11 protein-coding genes are annotated in these 20,949 nt (G+C 53.9%); 2 read left to right on the top strand and 9 right to left on the bottom strand.

All coding sequences use genetic code 11. From position 1 onward, the window contains the following. Positions 1–32 precede the first annotated feature (32 nt). The 7 genes from JM93_RS12730 to JM93_RS12700 form a co-directional block, all read right to left on the bottom strand. Positions 33–1,316, bottom strand: a complete 1,284-nt coding sequence (locus JM93_RS12730; protein WP_145343960.1) for an ABC transporter substrate-binding protein — start codon at positions 1,314–1,316, stop codon at positions 33–35. A 68-nt stretch (positions 1,317–1,384) separates the two neighbouring features. Beyond that, positions 1,385–2,458, bottom strand: coding sequence for an ABC transporter ATP-binding protein (locus tag JM93_RS12725; RefSeq protein WP_145343958.1), 1,074 nt, complete (start codon positions 2,456–2,458; stop codon positions 1,385–1,387). Further along, positions 2,455–3,243 (bottom strand): DeoR/GlpR family DNA-binding transcription regulator, encoded by a 789-nt coding sequence (locus tag JM93_RS12720; RefSeq protein ID WP_145343956.1) that lies wholly within the window; start codon positions 3,241–3,243, stop codon positions 2,455–2,457. Before JM93_RS12720 ends, JM93_RS12725 begins: the two co-directional genes overlap by 4 nt. A gap of 417 nt (positions 3,244–3,660) precedes the next feature. Then, positions 3,661–4,755, bottom strand: a complete 1,095-nt coding sequence (locus JM93_RS12715) for an ABC transporter ATP-binding protein (RefSeq protein ID WP_145343954.1) — start codon at positions 4,753–4,755, stop codon at positions 3,661–3,663. Between the two features lie 32 nt (positions 4,756–4,787). Then, positions 4,788–5,936, bottom strand: a complete 1,149-nt coding sequence (locus tag JM93_RS12710) for a carbohydrate ABC transporter permease (protein WP_145343952.1) — start codon at positions 5,934–5,936, stop codon at positions 4,788–4,790. After that, positions 5,936–7,177: a carbohydrate ABC transporter permease gene (locus JM93_RS12705; protein ID WP_145343950.1), complete on the bottom strand. Its 1,242-nt coding sequence runs from the start codon at positions 7,175–7,177 to the stop codon at positions 5,936–5,938. The genes JM93_RS12710 and JM93_RS12705 overlap by 1 nt, the downstream gene beginning before the upstream one ends. Before the next feature lie 116 nt (positions 7,178–7,293). Next, positions 7,294–8,682 carry an ABC transporter substrate-binding protein gene (locus JM93_RS12700; protein ID WP_145343948.1) on the bottom strand — a complete coding sequence of 463 codons (1,389 nt, stop codon included), beginning with the start codon at positions 8,680–8,682 and terminating at the stop codon, positions 7,294–7,296. Between the two features lie 229 nt (positions 8,683–8,911). Between JM93_RS12700 and JM93_RS12695 the strand changes: the two genes are divergently transcribed. Further along, positions 8,912–9,934 (top strand): LacI family DNA-binding transcriptional regulator, encoded by a 1,023-nt coding sequence (locus tag JM93_RS12695; protein ID WP_145343946.1) that lies wholly within the window; start codon positions 8,912–8,914, stop codon positions 9,932–9,934. A gap of 13 nt (positions 9,935–9,947) precedes the next feature. Here the strand turns inward: JM93_RS12695 and JM93_RS12690 are convergent, their stop codons facing one another. Continuing rightward, positions 9,948–10,619 (bottom strand): GntR family transcriptional regulator, encoded by a 672-nt coding sequence (locus JM93_RS12690; protein ID WP_145343944.1) that lies wholly within the window; start codon positions 10,617–10,619, stop codon positions 9,948–9,950. 388 nt (positions 10,620–11,007) lie between these two features. On the opposite strand from JM93_RS12690, the gene JM93_RS12685 reads away from it, so the two are divergent. Next, positions 11,008–12,489, top strand: a complete 1,482-nt coding sequence (locus tag JM93_RS12685; RefSeq protein WP_145343942.1) for a TolC family outer membrane protein — start codon at positions 11,008–11,010, stop codon at positions 12,487–12,489. 54 nt (positions 12,490–12,543) lie between these two features. Here the strand turns inward: JM93_RS12685 and JM93_RS12680 are convergent, their stop codons facing one another. Continuing rightward, entirely contained in the window at positions 12,544–20,922 is an 8,379-nt protein-coding gene (locus JM93_RS12680; RefSeq protein WP_208995150.1) for a cadherin domain-containing protein, read from the bottom strand. Between the last annotated feature and the right edge of the window lie 27 nt (positions 20,923–20,949).

The following is a 20,949-nucleotide window of genomic DNA, read 5'->3' as shown; positions in this document are numbered from 1 at the left end:
GGCGGCACAATTTGCACCGCCCCGAAGCTGTGTCAGCGATATTCAGTTAGGATCGCGTCAGCTTGTTGCTGAGCTTCCTTAAGAGCCTCTTCAGGCGTCTTTGTTCCTGTAATAGCGGCAGCAAGCGCATCATTGAAAATGCCGGTAACCCGTTGGTTCTGATAGGTTGACAGCTCTGCCTTGGCGTATTGCAGTTGATCACGGGCGACAAGAACCGCCGGGAAACCTTCAACATATTGCTTCATGGTTTCTGTTTCCCAGGTTTCCGGGCGTGGTGCGACATATCCAGTCGCCATGGTCCACTTTGCAGATTGCTCAGGAGCAGTGATCCACTTGACGAAGTCGACTGCTGCCTGGTTTTGCTCGTCGCTTCCGCCCTTAAAGAGATAGAAGTTACCACCGCCTGTCGGCGCGCCGCGCTGTACCTTTTCGGGAAGCATGGCAACACCGAACTCAAACGGGGCGTTATCGCGAACGTTGGTAAGGTTGCCTGTAGACGTCCACATCATCGCTGTCTGACCTTCAAAAAAGGCTTTCGGAGTTGCCCCCCACTCGATAATGCCCGGTGCCATAACTTCGTATTTTGTGCTCAGATCAACCAAGTACTGCAGGGCTTCAACTGCTTTCGGGTCATCGAAATTCGTCTGATTGCCCTCAGAGTTCGCTAGGATAACGCCGTTTTCAATCGCGAGACCTTGGAACAACCAGTAAGGAAAGCCGGAAGAGGGAATGCGTACACCCCATTGGGTAACATTGCCGCTATCGTCCTTCTTGGTGAGCTTTTTGCCAAACTCAACCATTTCGTCCCAAGTTGCAGGCGCAACATCAGGATCAAGACCTGCTTCTTTGAAGGCCTCTTTGTTCCAGTAAAGCACCGGTGTGGAACGCTGGAATGGGATACCGTAGGTCTTGCCGTCGGTTTGGCTGTTTTCCATGAATGCCTGGTAGAACCCGTTCAGCCACTCTTTGTCTTCTTCGCTCGTCAGATAGTCATCGAAGGAGACAATCAGGTCTTCGTCAATGAGTGTGAACATGTCGACCGACAGGATAACTGAAAGCTGAGGCGGGTTGCCGCCGCGCGAGGCTGTAATCGCCTTGGCGACAGTGTCCTGGTAGGACCCAGCGTAGACAGCATCAATGTTCACATCAGGGTTCTGCGCGACATACTCGGCAGTAAGTTCTTGAATGGTTTCTGCAGCGCTACCGCCCACAGCCACTGGAAAATAGAATTGGAGATCGACAGCGTGGGCCGAGGCCCATGTGCTGACCGTTAGCGCCGTGGCGGCAACGGCTTTAAGAAAAGAGGACTTCAACATTTGCAGACTTCCTTTGTTTGAGCCTCCGCGAACAACGCGGTCGCTGCGCCACTCTCCGGCACAGAAGGTTAGGCACGCAGCCGCGCACCAATTTCGGTTTGAAGGTCATCCCGCCGGCGCCCGCTAGCGGTGTCAAAAACGTGAAGGTCTTCAGGGCTGAAAGAAAACTGCGCTGATTGACCAGGTGCCAGCATGTTCGCAGCGGGAAGCCTCGCCTGAAAGCCAGTTCCAGCAACCATACAGTCAGCCAAAACATCGGCACCGAGGAATTCAACGGCCCGAACGGTTCCAGCAATTGGTCCTTCGGACGAAAATTTGAGCGCCTCGGGACGCACGCCAAGCGTCAGGTCGGACGCATCAGAAAGCACACCGAAGATCTCAGCCGGAAACAGGTTCATCGGCGGTGTTCCAATGAAACGTGCGGCAAATGGAGTAGATGGCCGCTCATACAAATGACGCGGAGCTGCAGCCTGCTCTACCTTGCCCTTATTCAAAAGCACAACCTGGTCGGCCATAGTGATCGCTTCAACCTGATCGTGCGTCACATATACCATGGTGAAACCGAGTTGCTGCTGCAGAGCCCGGATCTCAAGGCGCATTTCGTGACGCAACTTGGCATCAAGATTGGACAATGGCTCGTCCATCAAACAAACGGGTTTTTCCGCGATGATGGCGCGTCCCAACGCAACGCGCTGCTGTTGCCCACCGGAAAGTTGAGCCGGTTTTCGGTCCAGCAGGGCAGACAGTCCCAGCAGAGCAGCCACCCGCTTCAACTTCTCATCCCGCCGTTCGCGCGCGACCCGACGCACTTTCAAGCCAAACACAATATTTTCAGCAACGCTCAAATGCGGAAACAGTGCATAGGACTGAAACACCATGGAAAGGTCCCGCTCAGAGCACCCTTTGCGGGTCACATTCTCATCACCAATACGGATCGCACCGCTGTCAGTCGTTTCAAGCCCGGCAATCATTCTCAGGGTTGTGGATTTTCCACAGCCGGACGGCCCCAAAAGAGCTGTAAAACTTCCAGCAGGAACATCGATCGTCAAACCATCGACCGCGACTGCCCCGCCCCAGGTTTTTGAAATACCCTCAAGGTGGATCGCCTTGCCGCATCTTGTCTCTTGAGAAGCGGTAGTCATGACGCGGCATCCTCGTCAGCTACGTGAAGCTCCGTCCCCGACTGAGCAAGAAGGTTTGAAATTTCATCTGAAATAGGCCGATCGGTGAAGACCGCAGACACATCCGACATCCGTCCGCCGCGCACATGAGCCGTACGGCCAAACTTTGTGTGATCGAGAACCAGAAAAGACTGCCGGCAATTGTCAAGGATCGATTGACGGGCGGCTACCTCGTCCTCATGAAAATCGAGGAGCGTGCCGTCCTCATCAACACCCGCCACACCGAAGATACCCACATCCACTTTATATCGATTGAAGAACTCCTGTGTGGATGTCCCCAGAACATCCCGGTCGCCGTGGCGCAGCCGTCCACCGGCGATCGTCACCTGGAATGACGGGTTTGAAGATGCACTAAACGCAACATTCAGATTGTTGGTGAATACGGCCAAGCTGTCATGACCCGTTAATGACTGCATGACGATTTCGGGCGTAGTCCCAATTGAGAACGCCAAGGATTGGCCATTCGACACATGCTTGGCGACCATAGATGCAATCAGTTTTTTCTCTGAGATATTAAGTATCTGACGCGTGCTGTAGTGAATGTTTGAGGATGGCGCTGGAGGCTCCACCCCTCCATGGGTGCGGCGCAAAATACCCAGTTCACATAGCCCGTTTACGTCCCGGCGGATGGTCTGCGTAGTCACTTCAAAGAGTTCGGCCAGATGCTCGACCGAAGCAAACCCGGCTTTTTGAACCAGTTCCGCGATTTCCGCCTGACGTTTTGAAATATCTACGTGTCCCAGCATTTTTGCTCCCTGCGCCCCTCCCCCTTGAACACCAATCCGGGTCCGAGCAGGCACCCTGCCGGATCCGATGTCGGCGCAACAAAGCGTCGGATAACATCGTGATAGTATGTTCATATGAACGTATATTAACGCTCATATGAACATGTTATGACAAAGAATGATCTTACATGGGGACTGCTTTTAGAACAGCGGCAAAAGGCGTGACGGCGCTTTAATCTGGCAAATCTCAGCCGATCAAACGATCACTAGCATTAAAAAGTATGAATTCTTTCATATAGTTGCCGGACCAGACCGAAGGCACGGGCTGCTAGGTACGCTCCAGACTAGTCGCGTATCAGCTCATAGTTTTCCCGTACTCAATTAGCTGGAGACGGAATGCGTTCTGGAAACCGCGCTCAGCAACTGACAAATACCGTGTCAGCTCCGATATAAAAACGATACGCCGTTTTCATCGAACAAATGCAACTTTTCCGGTGCTGCGATCAGCTTTAGATGGGTGCCACGCTGGATCTGATGAATTCCTGGCAACTTGGCAATCAGTGCCGGTGCATCGCTCTTTGGTTTGAAATACAAGACCGTTGTTTCACCAAGCGCTTCAATGATCTCCACATCCGCTGAAACCAGAAAATCGTCACCTTCGACCAAACTCAAATCCTCGGGCCGGACCCCGAGCTTGACCGCATTACCCTGATCCTCGGCCCGAGTGGGGATCGGCAATGTTGCGTGGCCGCCATCGGCCATTATCACCGAAGTTCGAGGCCCAGTTTCCGTAACTTTCGCCTCAATCAAGTTCATGGCCGGAGAGCCGATGAACTGTGCGACAAACGTATTGGCTGGTCTTTCGTAGAGCTCAAGAGGCGCACCGACCTGTTCGATACCACCCCCATGTAGAACCACGATGCGTGTCGCAAGCGTCATTGCCTCAACCTGGTCATGGGTCACGTAGATCATAGTGCTGTCGGGCATGCTCTCTTTTAGCTGCGCAATCTCGATCCGCGTTGCAACGCGCAACGCTGCATCGAGATTGGAGAGCGGCTCATCAAACAGGAAAACCTTTGGATCACGAACGATTGCGCGCCCGATCGCAACACGCTGGCGCTGGCCACCCGACAACGCTTTCGGAAGCCGGTCCAGGTATTGAGACAGCTGCAGCATGTCGGCAGCTGAGCGGACGGCCGTATCGATTTCCTGCCGCGACTTGCCCGCAAGCTTTAGCGAAAATGCCATGTTGTCATAGACGGTCATGTGCGGATACAGCGCATAGGACTGAAACACCATGGCTATGCCGCGCTGTGCGGGCGGCAGATCGTTTACCACGACATTGTCGATATCGAGTGTTCCGCCCGTTATCTTCTCCAATCCCGCAATCATCCTCAACAAAGTCGATTTGCCACAGCCCGACGGCCCCACAAAGACGACCAATTCACCCTGTTCAATATCCAGATCGATATCCCTGAGAACTTCCATCGATCCATAAGCTTTCGAGACACCTTTGAGTGACAAGGACGTCATATCGGCTGCTCCCCGTTCTTCTTGTTTTTCATTTATTTGACTGACCCTGCCAAAAGCCCGCGCACCAGATATCTTTGCATCACGAAAAACACGCCCAAGGGCACGGCGATCGAAACAAATGCAGCCGTTGCAAGGATCTCCCAGTTCCCGCCGCGCGTGCCCAATAGTTCAACGATCTGGTTGGTCATGACGGTGGTCGAGCCTGTCGCGTCGATGAGAAACACCTTGGCCACGAGCAGATCGTTCCAGGTCCACAGAAACTGAAAAATGGCAAATGATGCGAGTGCGGGAAAACTCAAAGGTATAATGATGCGGGTAAAAATCTGAAAATCGGTAGCCCCGTCCACCTTTGCATTTTCAATAATGTCGCGCGGCAATCCGGCCATATAGTTCCGCAACAAATATACTGCGAGAGGCATGCCAAAGGCGGTGTGGGCGAGCCAGGCTCCGATATAGCCCTTTCCAATGCCAATCCCCAGGTGGAGCCTTAGCAAAGGGATCAACGCGAGCTGAAGAGGTACAACCAAAAGCCCGACGATGGCCGCAATCAATAAGGCCCGACCAGGAAACTCCATCCAGGCAAGGGCGTAGGCAGCAAAGGCCGCAATAACAATTGGAATAATCGTTGCCGGGATCGTGACAGTCAGTGTGTTGAAAAACGCTTTCGCCATATTGTCCTGTCCGCTGCCTGAGAACAGGATCGTTGCGTAGTTATCGAGCGTGAATTCTGGCGGTACTTGCGCAGTTACAAAAACCCTCTGACCACGCCCCGCAAGTTGTTCGTCACTTCCGCGCCAAGTGTAGCTGCCATCCCGTCGCAGAGTGAGGGTTTCACCGCCTTTCATTTCGGCAGTTTCCCCGGGTTGGTAAGCAGCAATGTCACGGGATGAGACGCCCCAAGCCTGTATGTTGAGCGGTGTGTCCGCGAAAATAGTCCCGTCAACGCGAAAACCGTTCCCATCCAAGACACGATGCTCATCTGGATCAAGCGTCCGGAACACTTCGCTTTGCTCTGAGGAAAACAATGCGGCCCACCAGCCCGACGCCGAAATCTGATCTGCCGTTCGAAACGACGATACGAACAGACCGACTGTGGGAAAAAGCCAGAGAAGCACAAGCAAGGCAACAGAGATCTGAACAGCCCAGGTAAGGCTTGATTTCTTGCCCGCTACACCCGCCATCAGCGCATCTCCTTACGTGCATTATGGACGTTCCAGACCAGGATCGGGGTAACCAACAGCATAATGACAATAGCGCTGGCCGATCCTACTCCCCAGTCGTTTGAGCGGAAGAGTTTGTCATACATGTAGTTGGCAAGAACCTGTGTTTCCCACTGACCGTTTGTCATGGCGAAAACAATATCGAAGACCTTCAGTACGGTTAGCGTAATCGTTGTCCAGACCACGACAATGGTACCCATGATCTGTGGCACCTTAATCTTGAAAAATATCTGAAACGGGTTTGCCCCATCGACTATGGCAGCTTCCACGGTCTCTTCCGGAATCCCGCGTAATGCTGCCGACAGAATGACCATGGCAAAACCCGTTTGAATCCAGATCAAGACGGCCATTAGGAAAAAATTGTTCCAAAAAGGAATGGTTAGCCAAGTCTGGGGTTCACCATAGGGCAATTCTACAAACCAAATCCCAACAGCGGCAGAAATACTTGCCCAAACCAGCCAGAGACCGAGCACAGCGGCGCACACACGGAGGCTCATCTGCCAAAGTGATCGCCCCCGAAGGCTCGCGCTCCCATCCCGGAACATGCCCCAGCCCGAAAACACAGCAAGCCCCGCCACTGCAAGAAAGAAGACTGTCGGGAGGATTTGGAGCACAAAAATGGATCCGGCGCCGCCATCAAACTTGAGCCAGATTGCATTAAGAACTCCGATCTGGTTCTGATCTGCCGGACGGGTGTCATAGATCAGTTTGAAGATGACCGATGCCCCGACAAATGAAATGGCCATTGGCATGAAGATGAGTGACTTTGCCAAATTGCCCCAACGGAGTCGGTCAGTGAGCTGGGCTGCTAGAAGCCCGAATGAGGTGGAAATCGCCGGGACGACGATCAGCCACAACATGTTGTTTCTGAGCGCTTCCCAGAACTTCGCTTCGTTCATCATTTGTCGGTAGTTATCGAAACCTACAAATGCCCCTCCAAGGCTTCGATCCGTCAAAGAAAGACGCAGCGTTTCGAAGACCGGGTATGCCAGATATAGCCCCAGGGCAAACAGTGCCGGAAACAGAAACAGCCAGGGCCGAACCATATTCGCCCGGTTGATATTGCGTCCTGCGTGCTTTCCGCGGGCAGGAAAAACGACCTTGTCGAGAACCAAATTGGATAGAAAAAAATAACCTAGGCAGGCGCCGACGCCCAAAATGATTGTCGCTAGTCCAAGCAGTGCCGGATTTTCTGAAAGCACAGCCGCTCCCCTTCTCGTCCGCCAAGCGGGTGCAGGCCTTTCGCCACCGCTCAATGTCAGGAATAGCTCGAAAAAACTGGGCAGGTTTCACACACAAAACCCACCCAGAAAACCGATTACTTCAGAGCGTCCCAGCTTTTCTGGATTTCCTGAGCGACCGTAGGAGCATCTTTTCCACCAGCGTAGTCGACCATTCCGGTCCAGAACGCCCCTGCTCCTATAGCACCAGGCATAAGGTCCGAACCGTCGAAACGAAAAGTCGTAGCGTTGACGAGAATTTCGCCCTGCCCGCGTAACGTATCATTGAGATACACGTCCGGGTTTGCACCTTTGTGCGGGGTCAAGAAGCCCGTCTGCGCCATCATGACCTCATGGGCGATGGGCTGCTGGAAAAACTCCATAAGCGCGGAGGTTGCGTCCGATGGATTCGTAATAGCCATCAGTGTGCCACCGCCAAGCACCGGGCTCCCCAAGTCTTTCTCTGCGTAAGCAGGCAGATAGAAGAAATCGACGTCGGCACCAAATTCAACGCCTTCAGGAAAAAATGCCGGCACAAAGGAGGCTTGGCGGTGCATGTAGCATTGTGGCGGAACAGAGAACAAACCCTTCGGACTGTCACGAAAGTCCGTTGAAGCAACAGCACCGGCGCCTCCAGCCACCTTTGCATCATCACGCACAAACCAGCCGAACTCTTTGATCGCCGCTATTATGCGCGGATCGTCGAAAGAAATCTCGTTCGCCACCCATTGATCATATACCTCGGGAGGCTGCGTGCGAAGCAACATGTCTTCTACCCAGTCGGTCGCCGGCCAGCCGGTTGCGGCCCCTGATCCAAGACCAATGCACCAAGGGGTTTCACCATCAGCGACAATTTGTTCCGTAAGAACCTTCAGCTCTTCCATCGATTTCGGCACTTCATAGCCACCGTCCTCGAAATTTTCCGGCACATACCAGACAAGGCTTTTGACATTTACGTTATAGAAAAAGCCGTAGAATTGGTCATTTCCAGCCGTATCGGCATAGGTTCCAAGATCTACCCAACTGTCGCCGGCTCCGTAGTTCTCTGACACCCAGTCTCGCATAGCGGCAGGCAGCGGCGTCAATAAGCCGCGTGATGCCATCTCTGCAGCAAGGCCGGGTTGCGGAAATACTGCAATGTTAGGAGCTGCCCCGGCTTCGGCGTCGATTACAATTTGCTGTTCAAAGGAATCCGATCCGGTGTAGACAACCTCTGCACCGGTCGCTTCGGAGAAGTACGCTAAAACATTGCGGAAAAAGCCATCTTCTGGCTGCAGCCACGGGCCGGCGATCGTGACCGTTTGGCCGCTCAGATCCGGCGCCGACTCTTTCCAAGATGTGTAGCTGCCCCAGTTCAACGCCCCTTCGCCCGGCTTGAAAATGAGATCTGCTTCGGTCGCTACCCCGCTCTGTGCCTGGACACCTCCGGCAGCAAACCCGAGTGCCAAGACCAAACAGGCCGTGCAGGCCAATAGTTTCGATTTCATGATTTTTGTCCTCCCGAACACCGGCTGAAAACGACCTATAGTAGCAGTTCCAGCTCATACCCGTCTTTTCGACAGCGTGGTTTTTATTTTTCAAACCGCTTTGAATTCTGACCTCACCATGTCTGCCGACCGTGGGCTTGTCAAGGAATGTCGACCCCAATTAGTGTAGAGTCCCTGTTTTGCAGTGCGGAAGGGCACGCAGCCAAAGCCTTTTGGAAATTGGGGCAGAATGGTCAATTTGAAAGAACTCTCGAAAGCCTTGGAGCTTTCGCAGACGACAGTAAGCCGCGCACTGAACGGATATCCGGAGGTCAGCGCAAAAACGCGTGATCGGGTTGTCGAAATGGCGCGGCAGCTCGGTTACGAACCTAACTTGCAAGCACGCAGACTGGCCACAGGCCGCTCAATGGCGATCGGTCACGTCATCCCGCGATCGGTGCATGACATGATGAACCCGATCTTTCTGGAGTTTATCGCTGGCGCCGGCCAAACCTACGCGACACATGGTTATGACATGATCATCTCTGTCGTGGAGGACAACAACGAAGAAGATGCATTCCGGGAAATCGCCTCCCGGAAAAAAGCGGACGGAGTTATTCTACAAGGGCCACGCATCAACGACCGCCGTCATGATCTGCTTGATCAGCTCGGCCTGCCCTTTGTGGTTCATGGCCGCATTACGGGAGCAGAAGAACGCACCAGCTGGATTGACGTTAATAACCGGCGGGCGTTTGAACGCGCAACAAACCTCTTGATCGACCTTGGCCACAAACGCATTGCACTAATAAACGGCCTCGAAACAATGGATTTCGCTGTCCGCCGCCGCACAGGGTATGAGACCGCGCTGCAGGCGCATGGCCTGGAGCCTGATCAGAAGCTGATGTCGAGCGCCGACATGACCGAACCTTACGGCGCCGAGACCGCAATCCGCCTGCTCAAATCGCAGGAGCCGCCGACCGCTTTTTTGGTCTCAAGCATGATCAGCGCAATCGGCGTCGCCCGCGGCATAAGTCTGTGCGGGCTTCGAATCGGGAAAGACGTCTCCGTGATAACCCACGACGACGCTCTTTCGTTTTTGCCCAACAGCGGCGAAGTGCCGATTTTCACATGCACCCGCTCATCTGTGCGCTACGCTGGTATCAGGGCTGCGGAAATGATCATTCAGAAGGTCAATGAGGAGGGTGATGAACACGCATACGAACATCTGGAAGCCGAACTGATCCTTGGCCAGTCAACGGGCCCTGCTCCCTAGGTCAAAAGCATCGTCAAATTACCTTAAGTCCGCAGCGCTCAAACATATCGTCAAAACCGTCTCGGTTTGCCCGCAAATTCTGCAAAACTCTATCTGCAGCATCCTCGGGCCTCAAATCGTCGACGGCGTTCAGAAGCGCCCAGTGATAGGCAGGTTCAACCGGCATTTGTTCGCGCAATTTTGCGAGTACCGTCCTAGGCCGGAAGATCTGATCCAATAGATCGCGCATTTGCTTGTAAAGCCGCATATTGCCGTGGAGCGACGTAAGCGCGAGATGGAACTGATCATCCGCTTCTAGCCATCTTTCGGCAGATTTGTCGTCTGCCGCCCGTTCGAGTTGCCGGATTAACCCTTCGAGGAAAGCACTTTGCTCGCCGTCAACACCGGACCGGGCGGCACCTGCGACTGCTACGGGCAGTAAAACCTCGAGGATTTCATAGACGTCCTTCAGATCACTCTGTTTGACACCGATAATCCGCGCGCCCCTTCGAGGCATTAATTCCAGAAGCCCTTCAGCCTCAAGCCTGATCAAAGCCTCCCGCACAGGCGTTCGGCTCATGCCAAGACGCTCTGCAATTTCGGGTTCGGGTGCCTGATATCCGGCGGGCAAAGTGTTCGCAAGAATATCAGCTTTTAAACGATGATAAGCGTCACCAACTCGGGTCGTTTTTGATCTCGTGAGCATCTATAAACAATGGAAACAGTGTTTTTAAGGGTGCGTCGGGAATAAGGGCACCGATGTTGGTGCCCCACAATTCGCGGGTTTGTTTAATTTCTGAATGAAAAATGGTTAGCGACCGTTAATTAATCCCATAAATTTTTATTAACCGCATTCTTTCCCCGATATTGCAAAACACACCCAACAAAAAACAAATTCTATAAGGTACTCATGAAGAAAGCCGAAACACAAGAAAACACGCTCCAGTCAGAAATTGTTAATTAACCGATATTTTTATCAATAACAAATATACTTACACCATAATTGCTGCACTCGAATTCCCAATGAAATTACCTTTGGTTAACCAAAGATATTTACCGTATTTCTGGACAGAACAGGACGGGTGCACGTGGTGATGACACACGAATTGCCGACTATTTCCAGACCAAGATGCGCAACACTATTGCTGGCATGTACGGCAATCTATGCAGCGCTTGCGCTACCTGCACCAGTCTGGGCTGAAAGCCTGGAACAAGCGATGTCGTCGGCTTACGCAGTAAACCCTGGCCTCAAGGCCGAGCGGTCTCGCTACGAGGCGATCAACCAGGGTATCTGGACGGCGCGTTCCAATTTCCTTCCAACAATCACCGGTAACTACGTCGGAGAACACAGTGCCTTTAGAAGTGATCGCGACAATGACAGCGACCGCGCGTTCTTCCACGAGCTTGGCGTCACACTCTCACAGCCCCTTTTTCAAGGCTTCTCGGCAGTTAACCGCCTGAACCAAGCCCACGAAGAAGCAGTCTCGGGCCGCAACCAGCTGATCGGGACAGAACAAACGCTGTTGTTCAACACCGCGGACGCTTATCTCCGCGTCGTCCGTGATCGCTGTGTCCTTGCCCATTTGAAAAAATATGTCGGCGTCGTTCAGCGGGAGGTCCGAGGTGCACGCGCAAGATACGAGTCCGGCGACGGAACACGGACAGACATTGAACAGGCACTTGCGCGCCTGGCCGAAGCGCAGGGCAACCGCGATCAGGCGGTTGGCGACCTTGAAGCGTCGGTTGCGCTTTATGAGCGCCTGACCGGCCAGGAGCCCGGCAAAATCGGGTGGCCAGCTGTACCAGGGTCTCTCAAGCCGAATGGACTTGAAGACGGGATCAACATTGCATACCAAAACAATCCACAAATCCGGGCTGCAACCGCCGATGCGCGCGCAGCACGCTATGCTGCGAGGGCCTCCGTCGGGGACATGTTACCGCGCGTGGACTTGGAAAGCTCATGGTCAAACGGGTATCGTGGAAATCTTGGAAACCGCGACGAAGAAGACTTTCGGCTTGGGGTACGGGTCACAGCACCGTTTTTTACCGGCGGACGAAACATCGCCGCAGTCCGGACTGCAAAATTCACCGCTGCGCAGCAAGAATTTGAGCTGGACGATATCCAGCAGATTATTCGTGAGAATGTCACTCGCGCCTACAAACAAGAAGCCGCATCCCGCCTCCGCGCTGCAGCATCGAAACGGGCCATCGGCGCAAATCGTAGAGCTGTGAAGGGTCTACAGGTCGAATTCGAAAGCGGACAACGTTCGCTCTTGGACGTGCTTGACGGAGAGCGCGAATTGCTGACCAGTCAAGTTGACTATGAGCGCGCACGATATGACGCAATGATCGCAGAGTTCTTCTTGCTCGCCTCCATTGGACGCCTTGCGCCTTCAAACTTTTCCATTATTGAAGAATTGCCACCGGCGGTTCCACGGTTGGTACCTGAGTTCAACAATTGGACCTTGCGGCTGGAACCCTCGGAAACGGAATTGGCCGAAGCACAGTTCGCAATAGCTGAACCTCTGCCGCCAGATACCGTTATCCAAGCACAAACACTTGAACCCATTCGATAGGGACAGCTTTGACAAAAAAGGTGGCCGGTTGGCCGCCTTTTTTGTACCAACGTCTTAGTAGGAAACGCTCTCGACATCGGAGAAGTCGACCTTTGCACCGTCGGCCAGCTCGATGTACCCGTCGGAATTTTCCGCCAGCGTGATTGAACCATCCGCAAGTGTCTCAATCGAACCTTCGGTAACGGTGATCGTCCAATCGGCACCATATTCGCCGAGCGGCGTGCCATCGGCTCCGTCTGCCAGATCGATGACGTCAATCCAGCTTCCCGTACCGCCAGAGATGCTGTCGTTTCCGTCGCCCATCGCATAGGCAAACATATCGTTGCCATCATCGCCGACCATTTCGTCGTCGCCTTTGCCGCCTTTGAACAGGTCGTTCCCGGCACCACCGTCGAGACGATCCGCACCTTCGTTGCCGATCAGGATGTCATTGCCATCGAGGCCATATAGAGCGTCGGCCCCAGCACCACCTTCAAGCGTATCAGCCTCATTGGTGCCGGTTTGCTCAAGCCCTTCCTGGCCATCATCGTCATTGGTCGCGACCGCGGCAGATTCCACGTCACCTTCGTCGTCGCCGGTTCCTTTGGCTAAAATGTCGTCATCATCTTTGTCAGAACCTTCAGCACGCAAGCGCACTGGCTCATCGTCGACTGCAGATACTTCCGCGCCATCAGCATAGCCATTAACGGTGATTGTTAACGTGGCGCTGTCTGTATTGCCTCCATCATCCGTAACGGTATACGTGAACACCTCTTCGTCGGATGTTCCAACGCCCAGGGCCTGGGCCGCCGCACTGTCGGGATCCAGAACGTAGGTATAGGATCCATCAGCACTGATCGTAAGAGAGCCGTAGTCGCTGTCGATCTTTGTCCCTGTCGCGAATTCCTGACCTCCGAACAATATACCGGTTACCGTCATAGATCCTTCAGGATCGACATCGTTCGCAAGGACGTCGCCTTCCACGAACCCTGTTTGACCATCGGAGTCCGCTGTTTCGGTCGCTCCCCAACCGCTGTCATTCATGACATAGTTGTCAGGTGTCGAAACCGAGCCGGTTTCAGGATCGACCTGGAACACCTTGCCGCCACTTGTGAAGGCATAGAGCTGGCCGGCCGGATCCCCAACAAGCCCAAAGGCATTGCTGACAGGAAGCGTCGCCACAACGGCCACTGTTGCACCAGATGCAGGATCGATCTCAACAATCGACCCGTCAGAGGCTGAGAGATAAAGCTTGTTCCCGGCAAAGGCCAAATCGCCTGCGGACTCGAATTCCATCTCACCAACCAAGGTTGATTTCCCGGTATCGACATCCACCGTATACAGCTTGCCGTTGGTGCTGGCGGCATAGAGCGTGCCATCAGGCGCAAACTCAAGCGCATTCATAGACGTGCCGAACTTAGATGACGATATTTTGGTTGCTTCACCGGTTTGAGGGTCGACGCTGTAGAGCCTGCTGAACGTGATGCCAAACAGTTTCCCGGAGCTGTCGATTGCGACATCGGTCAGGGCACCAACACCCGTCGACCCGATGACCGTATCGCTTCCGTCAGAGCTGATCACATGCAGCTCACCGTCATCGTCGCTGTAGTAGAATGATGTCGTGGTCAGGCCCACGGTCGCGGCATCATCATTTGCAACGACCGGCTTGTTATCCGGACCGACCTCGATCTCGAATGTTTTAGACGAGGTTGATCCATCCGAAGACGTCGCCGTCACTTCAAGGCTGATGTCATCGCCAGGGGTCAATTCCGCCCATTTGGCAACAGTCACAACGCCTGTTTCCTCATCGATCTCGAAACGCTCATCAGTGATCGAGTAGGTCACGGTATCGCCCGCATCCACGTCATCCGCAAACGCGGTAATACCAACAACCACACCAGCCGCGGCGCCAGCCAACACCATGTTGGCGGACTGATCAATATCCTTGACCGGTCCTATATCAGTGTTGAGGACGTCCTCCGGAATATCGATAACATCGATCACGACTGTTTCCGTGTCCGATAGACCACCGCTATCGGCCGCAGTGACTTGGACGGTCACTTGCTGTTCGGTTTCGTAGTCCAAAGACTGGTCATCCTTCAGCTTCAGAAGGTATTTCCCATTCGCTTCGACGACTTCAAACCGGTCATCTGACACAGTGACTGTGTGCGTGTCTCCAGCATCCGGGTCGATGACAGACAGGGGAGCGATTTCCGCACCTTCGAATTCCTCCAATACAGCAATCCGGCTATCAGAGGTGATTGAGACGCTATCGATCAGTGCGCCGCCGTTGTTGTCGGACCCGATTTCGACAAAGGTCAGCGTATCGGTACCGTCGCCAGCGCCGCCAATTAGATCGAATGTGTAGGTTTGCCAATCCGAGCCTGTTTTTGCTGGATCGATGGTCTCGATCAGCTCTCCGTTCCAATAAACCTCGGCAACGCTTTGGCCGATATCACCGCGGGACTTCATGTCGAAGGTCAGCTCATAGACCTGGCCGCTCATCATGCCATCAATCGCCTGAGATGCCTCGCCATTGGTAAGAGCTGCGAGATCAAGGTGATGATCGCCATCGGTAGCACCAAAACCGAGGTGCCCTGCCTGATGGACATCCACGTTCTCGTAGATCCAACCTTCGATGCTGTCCGGATTTTGATAAAAACCAGTGCCGTCGGAACCGCCAAGCGGGCCATCAAAGACTTCGAAGCTGCCGTTGACTACAAACTGTTTTGACCCGTCCTCAAGGTGAACAACAAGATCCGGCGGCTCGTTGCCATCGGTAATTTCTATATCGAAATCTTTGGTGGCGGTTGATCCGTCAGTGGAGGTTGCGGTGACGGTGACACTGACAGTCTGCTCGGTCTCGGCGTCGAAGCTTGCACCGTCCTTAACTGTAATGACACCTGAGTTCTCATCGATCTCAAACCGGTCATCGCCGCTGAGTTCGTATGTAACCGTATCGGTTGCATCCTGATCCTCGGCGAACGCCGTGATGCCGGTATTTTCACCTCCGTCGGCGGTTTCAGAGATCTGGTTGGACGCATCGTCTTTGTCTGCTACCGGGCCAATCGAGAACTCGGTGTTGTCATCGCCCACTTCAATCGTAAACGTCTTCGAAGAGGTCGAACCATCGGTCGACGTCGCCGTGACTTCAACATCAATCGTTGGCGTCGTCTCGCGGTCAAGATCCGCCCCATCGGCAACCGTGATCACGCCCGTATCCGGATCAATCTCAAAGCGGTCGTCGGTGATGGAGTAAGTGACAGTATCGCCCGCATCAGCGTCCGTCGCAAACGCCGTGATCCCGACAACAGTGGCCGCAGCTGCGTTTTCCATGACAGAGTTTTTCGTGCCATCGATGTCACTTACAGGACCAACGTCGGCTCCTGGAACCTCTTCAATGTCAATAACGTCTATAACTATGGTTTCTGTATCGGACAATCCGCCTTCATCGGTCGCAGTGACTTGCAGAGTGACCTGAGTTTCGGTTTCGTAATCAAGCGCCTTGTCGTCCTTCAGCTTCAGAAGATACTCACCATTTGCTTCGACAACCTCGAAACGATCGTCAGAGACCGTAAATGTGTGCGTGTCACCAATGTCCGGGTCTACGACCGAAAGCGGAACAACTTTCGCACCAGGAGTTTCTTCAACAACGCCAAGGCGGTCAGTACCTGTCAACTCAACATTGTCGATGAATGCCCCGAATGTGTTGTTGTCTTCGCTGGTTTCACGGAACTCGAGAACATCATTGCCACCAGTTCCAACAACCTGCAGCTCAATTGTCTGCCAGCTGCCTGTTACTGGATCAACGCTCGAAACCAACTCGCCATTCCAATAAATTTCGACAGTGTTGGAGGCGTCGTCAGTTCGTGCCTGAACATCCAATGACAAGTCATAAACCTGTCCCAATGAGGTCTCGACCATCTGCGAGATCGAATTGACATTGTTTTCGGAATCCAGTTCGAGATGCTGGTCGCCTTCGGTGGCGTTCACTCCTTGGTAGTTGTCCCAGATCTCCATTTTCCCGCTGGAGGTCCAAGCACCGGAACTGTCTTCTTCAAACTGCCTGAAGCTCGCGTCAGCGACGTCAAACGTTTCGAAAGAACCGTTTTTGATCAGATTGTTCCCAACGTCACCGTACTCAACGACAAGATCGGGTGCTTCGTTTCCATCGGTTATTTCGACAGTAAAGGTTTCAGTAGAGCTAGTGCCATCGGTTGAGTTCGCCGTTACCGTGAGATCAACGCCAGTCTCTTTATCACCATCAAAGCTCGCACCATCCTTGACAGTGATGACCCCTGTGTTCTCGTCGATTTCGAACCGATCGTCTCCGGCCAATTCATAGGTGACGTCATCTTCGAGATCCGGATCATCGGCAAGAGCAGTGATACCGACCGTTTCTCCACCAACAGCTTTGTCGGTTATCGTGTTTGACGCAGCATCGCTGTCGCGGAGGGGGCCGATATCCGAACCCGGCGCATCATCTATGTCGATGACATCAATGACGATCGTTTCAGTGTCAGACAGCCCACCTGTATCGGTCGCCGTAACCTGGACGGTGACCTGCGTCTCTGTTTCGTAATCCAGCGCTTCGTTGTCTTTGAGCTTCAGCGTATATTCGCCGTTCTGCTCTACAACTTCAAACCGATCATCAGAAATGGTGAATGTATGGGTATCACCTACATCCGGATCAACAACGGTTAGTCCGCCGACATCCGCACCAAGTTCCTCTTCATAAACTGCTGCGGTTGCTGCAGTTCCGAATGTTTCCCCAGTGAAGACTGGATCATCGAAGTCTTTGTCGCCACCGCCCGCAATATCTTCGAAGCCAATCTCAATGCCATTCTCGAAGGTTTGGTCGAAGCCGTCCGGGTTAAGCGACCCGTCGCCAGAGAAGAAGACATTGGCATTGCGGCCCTCAAGTTTGGTGCCATCCTCCAGCACAGCTTGCCAGTTGCCATCGCTGTCTTTTTCAAAGGTCACTTGGTCGCCACTCTGCAGGCCAGAGTTTTTCGAGGCACCGTCCGGAATGAGGAAGAAACCAATATCGGCTTCCTTGGCTCCCTCCAGATAAACAGTAGCGCTATCACCCTTGTTGAGAGTATTGTGATCGACCCAAACGATCTCGCCAGACACCGGATCGCCGTTTTCATCAACCTGGAAAACCCCAATGGTGTTCTTATACCCGGCGGTCTCTTCCATGAATGTCAACGTTACGGACACACCAGGCCCCAACTCCGGATCGAAAGACAGATCTGGTGCTTCGTTGCCATCGGTGACATCAAGCGTGAAGTCTTTCGTCGACGACGACCCGTCGGTTGATGTCGCGGTAACAGCGACGGTTACCGTCGGTTCGGTCTCAGCGTCGAAGCTTGCACCATCCTTGACGGTGATGACACCTGAGTTCTCATCGATCTCAAACCGGTCATCGCCGCTGAGTTCGTATGTAACCGTGTCTGTTGCATCCTGATCCTCGGCGAACGCCGTGATGCCGGTATTTTCACCTCCGTCGGCGGTTTCGGAGATCTGGTTGGACGCATCGTCTTTGTCTGTTACCGGGCCAATCGAGAACTCGGTGTTGTCATCGCCCACTTCAATCGTAAACGTCTTCGAAGAGGTCGAACCATCGGTCGACGTCGCCGTGACTTCAACATCAATCGTTGGCGTCGTCTCGCGGTCAAGATCCGCCCCATCGGCAACCGTGATCACGCCCGTATCCGGATCAATCTCAAAGCGGTCGTCGGTGACGGAGTAAGTGACAGTATCGCCCGCATCAGCATCCGTCGCAAACGCCGTGATGCCGACAACAGTGGCCGCAGCTGCGTTTTCCATGACAGAATTTTTCGCGTCATCAACGTCACTTACAGGACCGACCGGCGCCGTATTCTCGTCAATGTCGATGACATCAATCACGATGGTTTCGGTGTCGGAAAGGCCCCCGCTGTCCGTCGCGGTCACCTCAACGGTTACCTGCTGCTCGGTTTCATAGTCGAGCGCCTGATCATCCTTTAGCTTCAGCAGATACTTACCGTCAGCCTCGACAACCTCAAACCGATCATCGGAGACCTTGAACGTGTGCGTGTCGCCTGCATCCGGGTCAATGACCGAAAGCGGGGCAACCTCTGCACCCTCGAATTCCTCGAGAATTGCAGTCCGGTTGTCGGACTTGATCGAGACGCTGTCGATGTAAACGCCATGGCTGTTGTCCGAGCCCTTGTCGACAAAGGTCAAGGTGTTCGTTCCGTCCCCGGACCCGCCAACGATATCGAAGCTGTAGCTCTGCCAATCCGCGCCCAGGTCGGTCGGGTCAAGCGTATCGATCAGCTCGCCGTTCCAGTACACTTCGGCAACGCCCTCGCCCGGTGTGTTGCCGCGCGAGTTGAGATCAAAGCTCAGGTTGTAGACCTGCCCGTCAAGCATGCCATCGAATTCCTGGGAAATCGTACCGTTGTCGTCGGCGGTCAGGTCGAGACGGTGATCGCCATCGGTGGCGCCTTCACCATGCCGGTCGGCCTGATGGATATCGACATCTTGGTAAGTCCAGCCATCGATGGTGTCCGGGGTGTCATACCAACCGGTCCCATCCGTACCGGACATTGTGCCGGAAAAGAGTTCGAAGCTGCCGTTCACGATGAACTCTTTCGAACCATCTTCAAGATGCACAATCAGGTCCGGTGCCTCGTTTCCATCCTGCACGTCGATGTCAAAGTCTTTCGATTTCGACGAGCCATCGGTTGAGGTCGCAGTCACTGTGACTGTGACCGTCGGCTCGGTTTCCGCATCGAATTCGGCGCCGTCCTTAACGGTCACGACACCGGTGTTTTCGTCGATCTCGAACCGGTCATCACCACTCAATTCATAGGTGACCGTATCCGTTGCATCCTTGTCTTCGGCAAATGCAGTAAGACCCGTGTCCTCGCCGCCGTCCGCGGTCTCGGAAATCTGGTTGGCTGCATCGTCGACATCCGACACAGGACCAATGGAGAACTCGGTAGTGTCGTCGCCCACCTCAATGGTGAAAGTCTTCGACGAGGTCGAGCCATCGGTCGACGTCGCAGTGACTTCGATGTCAATGGTCGGAGTTGTCTCGCGGTCGATCTCCGCACCATCGGCAACCGTGACCACGCCTGTTTCCGGATCGATGTCGAACCGGTCATCGGTGATCGAATAGGTTACGCTGTCGCCGGCATCCGCATCGGTTGCAAACGCCGTGATGCCAACGACAGTCGCCGCAGCTGCATTCTCCATCACGGAGTTGCTCGCATTGTCGACGTCCGAAACAGGGCCAATAGGCTCAGTGTTTTCAACGATATCGATGACATCGATGACGATGGTTTCGGTATCGGACAACCCACCCTGATCGGTTGCTGTTACCTGAAGCGTAACCTGTGTCTCGGTCTCGTAATCGAGCTCTTGGTCGTCCTTGAGCTTGAGAACGTATTTGCCGTCCTTCGCTACGACCTCGAACCGGTCGTCAGACACGGAGAAGGTATGCGTATCACCTGCATCCGGATCAATGACCGAAAGCGGAACAACTTCGACGCCCGGTGTTTCTTCGACGATTGCGATCCTGTCCGTCCCGGTCAGTTCAACATTGTCGATAAATGCACCGTAAGTGTCGTTGTCTTCGCTGGTTTCGCGGAATTCAAGGACGTCGCTGCCGCCTGTTCCGACAACCTGCAACTCGACGGTTTCCCAGCTGCCCTTTTCCGGATCGACACTGGTGACCAGTTCGCCATTCCAATAAACCTCGACGGTATTGGAATCGTCATCCCTGCGCGCCTGAACATCGAAGGACAGGTCATAAACCTGACCCAAGGACGTTTCGACAGTTTGGGAAATCGAGTTGACGTTTTTCTCCGAATCCAACTCGAGATGCTGGTCGCCTTCGGTGGCAGAGACACCGTTGAAGTTGTCCCAGATTTCCATGTTGCCGTTTGTGGTCCACGCACCGGAATTGTCTTCGGCAAACTGGTTCCAGGTTCCGCTGTCCACGTCGAAGGATTCAAACGAGCCGTTCTTGATGAGATTGGTACCAACATCTCCGTACTCGACGACGAGGTCCGGGGCTTCGTTCACATCCGCAATGTTCACCGTGAACGTGCCCGTTGACGTGGTGCCATCGGATGAAGTCGCGGTGACCTCCACATCAGCTTCGGTTTCAGTCTCATAGTCGAAGCTGACGCCGTCTTTTACGGTGATTTCACCCGTATCCGGGTCGATATCGAACCGATCATCGCCGCCCGTGATCTCATAGGACACCACGTCGGTCACATCCGGATCGTCTGCGAAAGCCGTTACGCCGGTGTACTCACCGCCCGTGCCGTTTTCGTCGACCACATTGCCCGTCGTATCGCTGTCAGAAACCGGACCAATCGGGAACTCGTTTGCATCCGTGATCGCGATCTCGAACGTTTCCGTCGAGGTCGAACCATCATCCGACGTTGCCGTCACCGTGACAGAGGCCGTGCTTTCGGTTTC

The sequence above is a fragment of the Roseibium hamelinense genome, from assembly GCF_007830545.1.
Lineage (GTDB): Bacteria > Pseudomonadota > Alphaproteobacteria > Rhizobiales > Stappiaceae > Roseibium > Roseibium hamelinense.
This window is presented reverse-complemented; position numbering and strand designations above follow the sequence as displayed.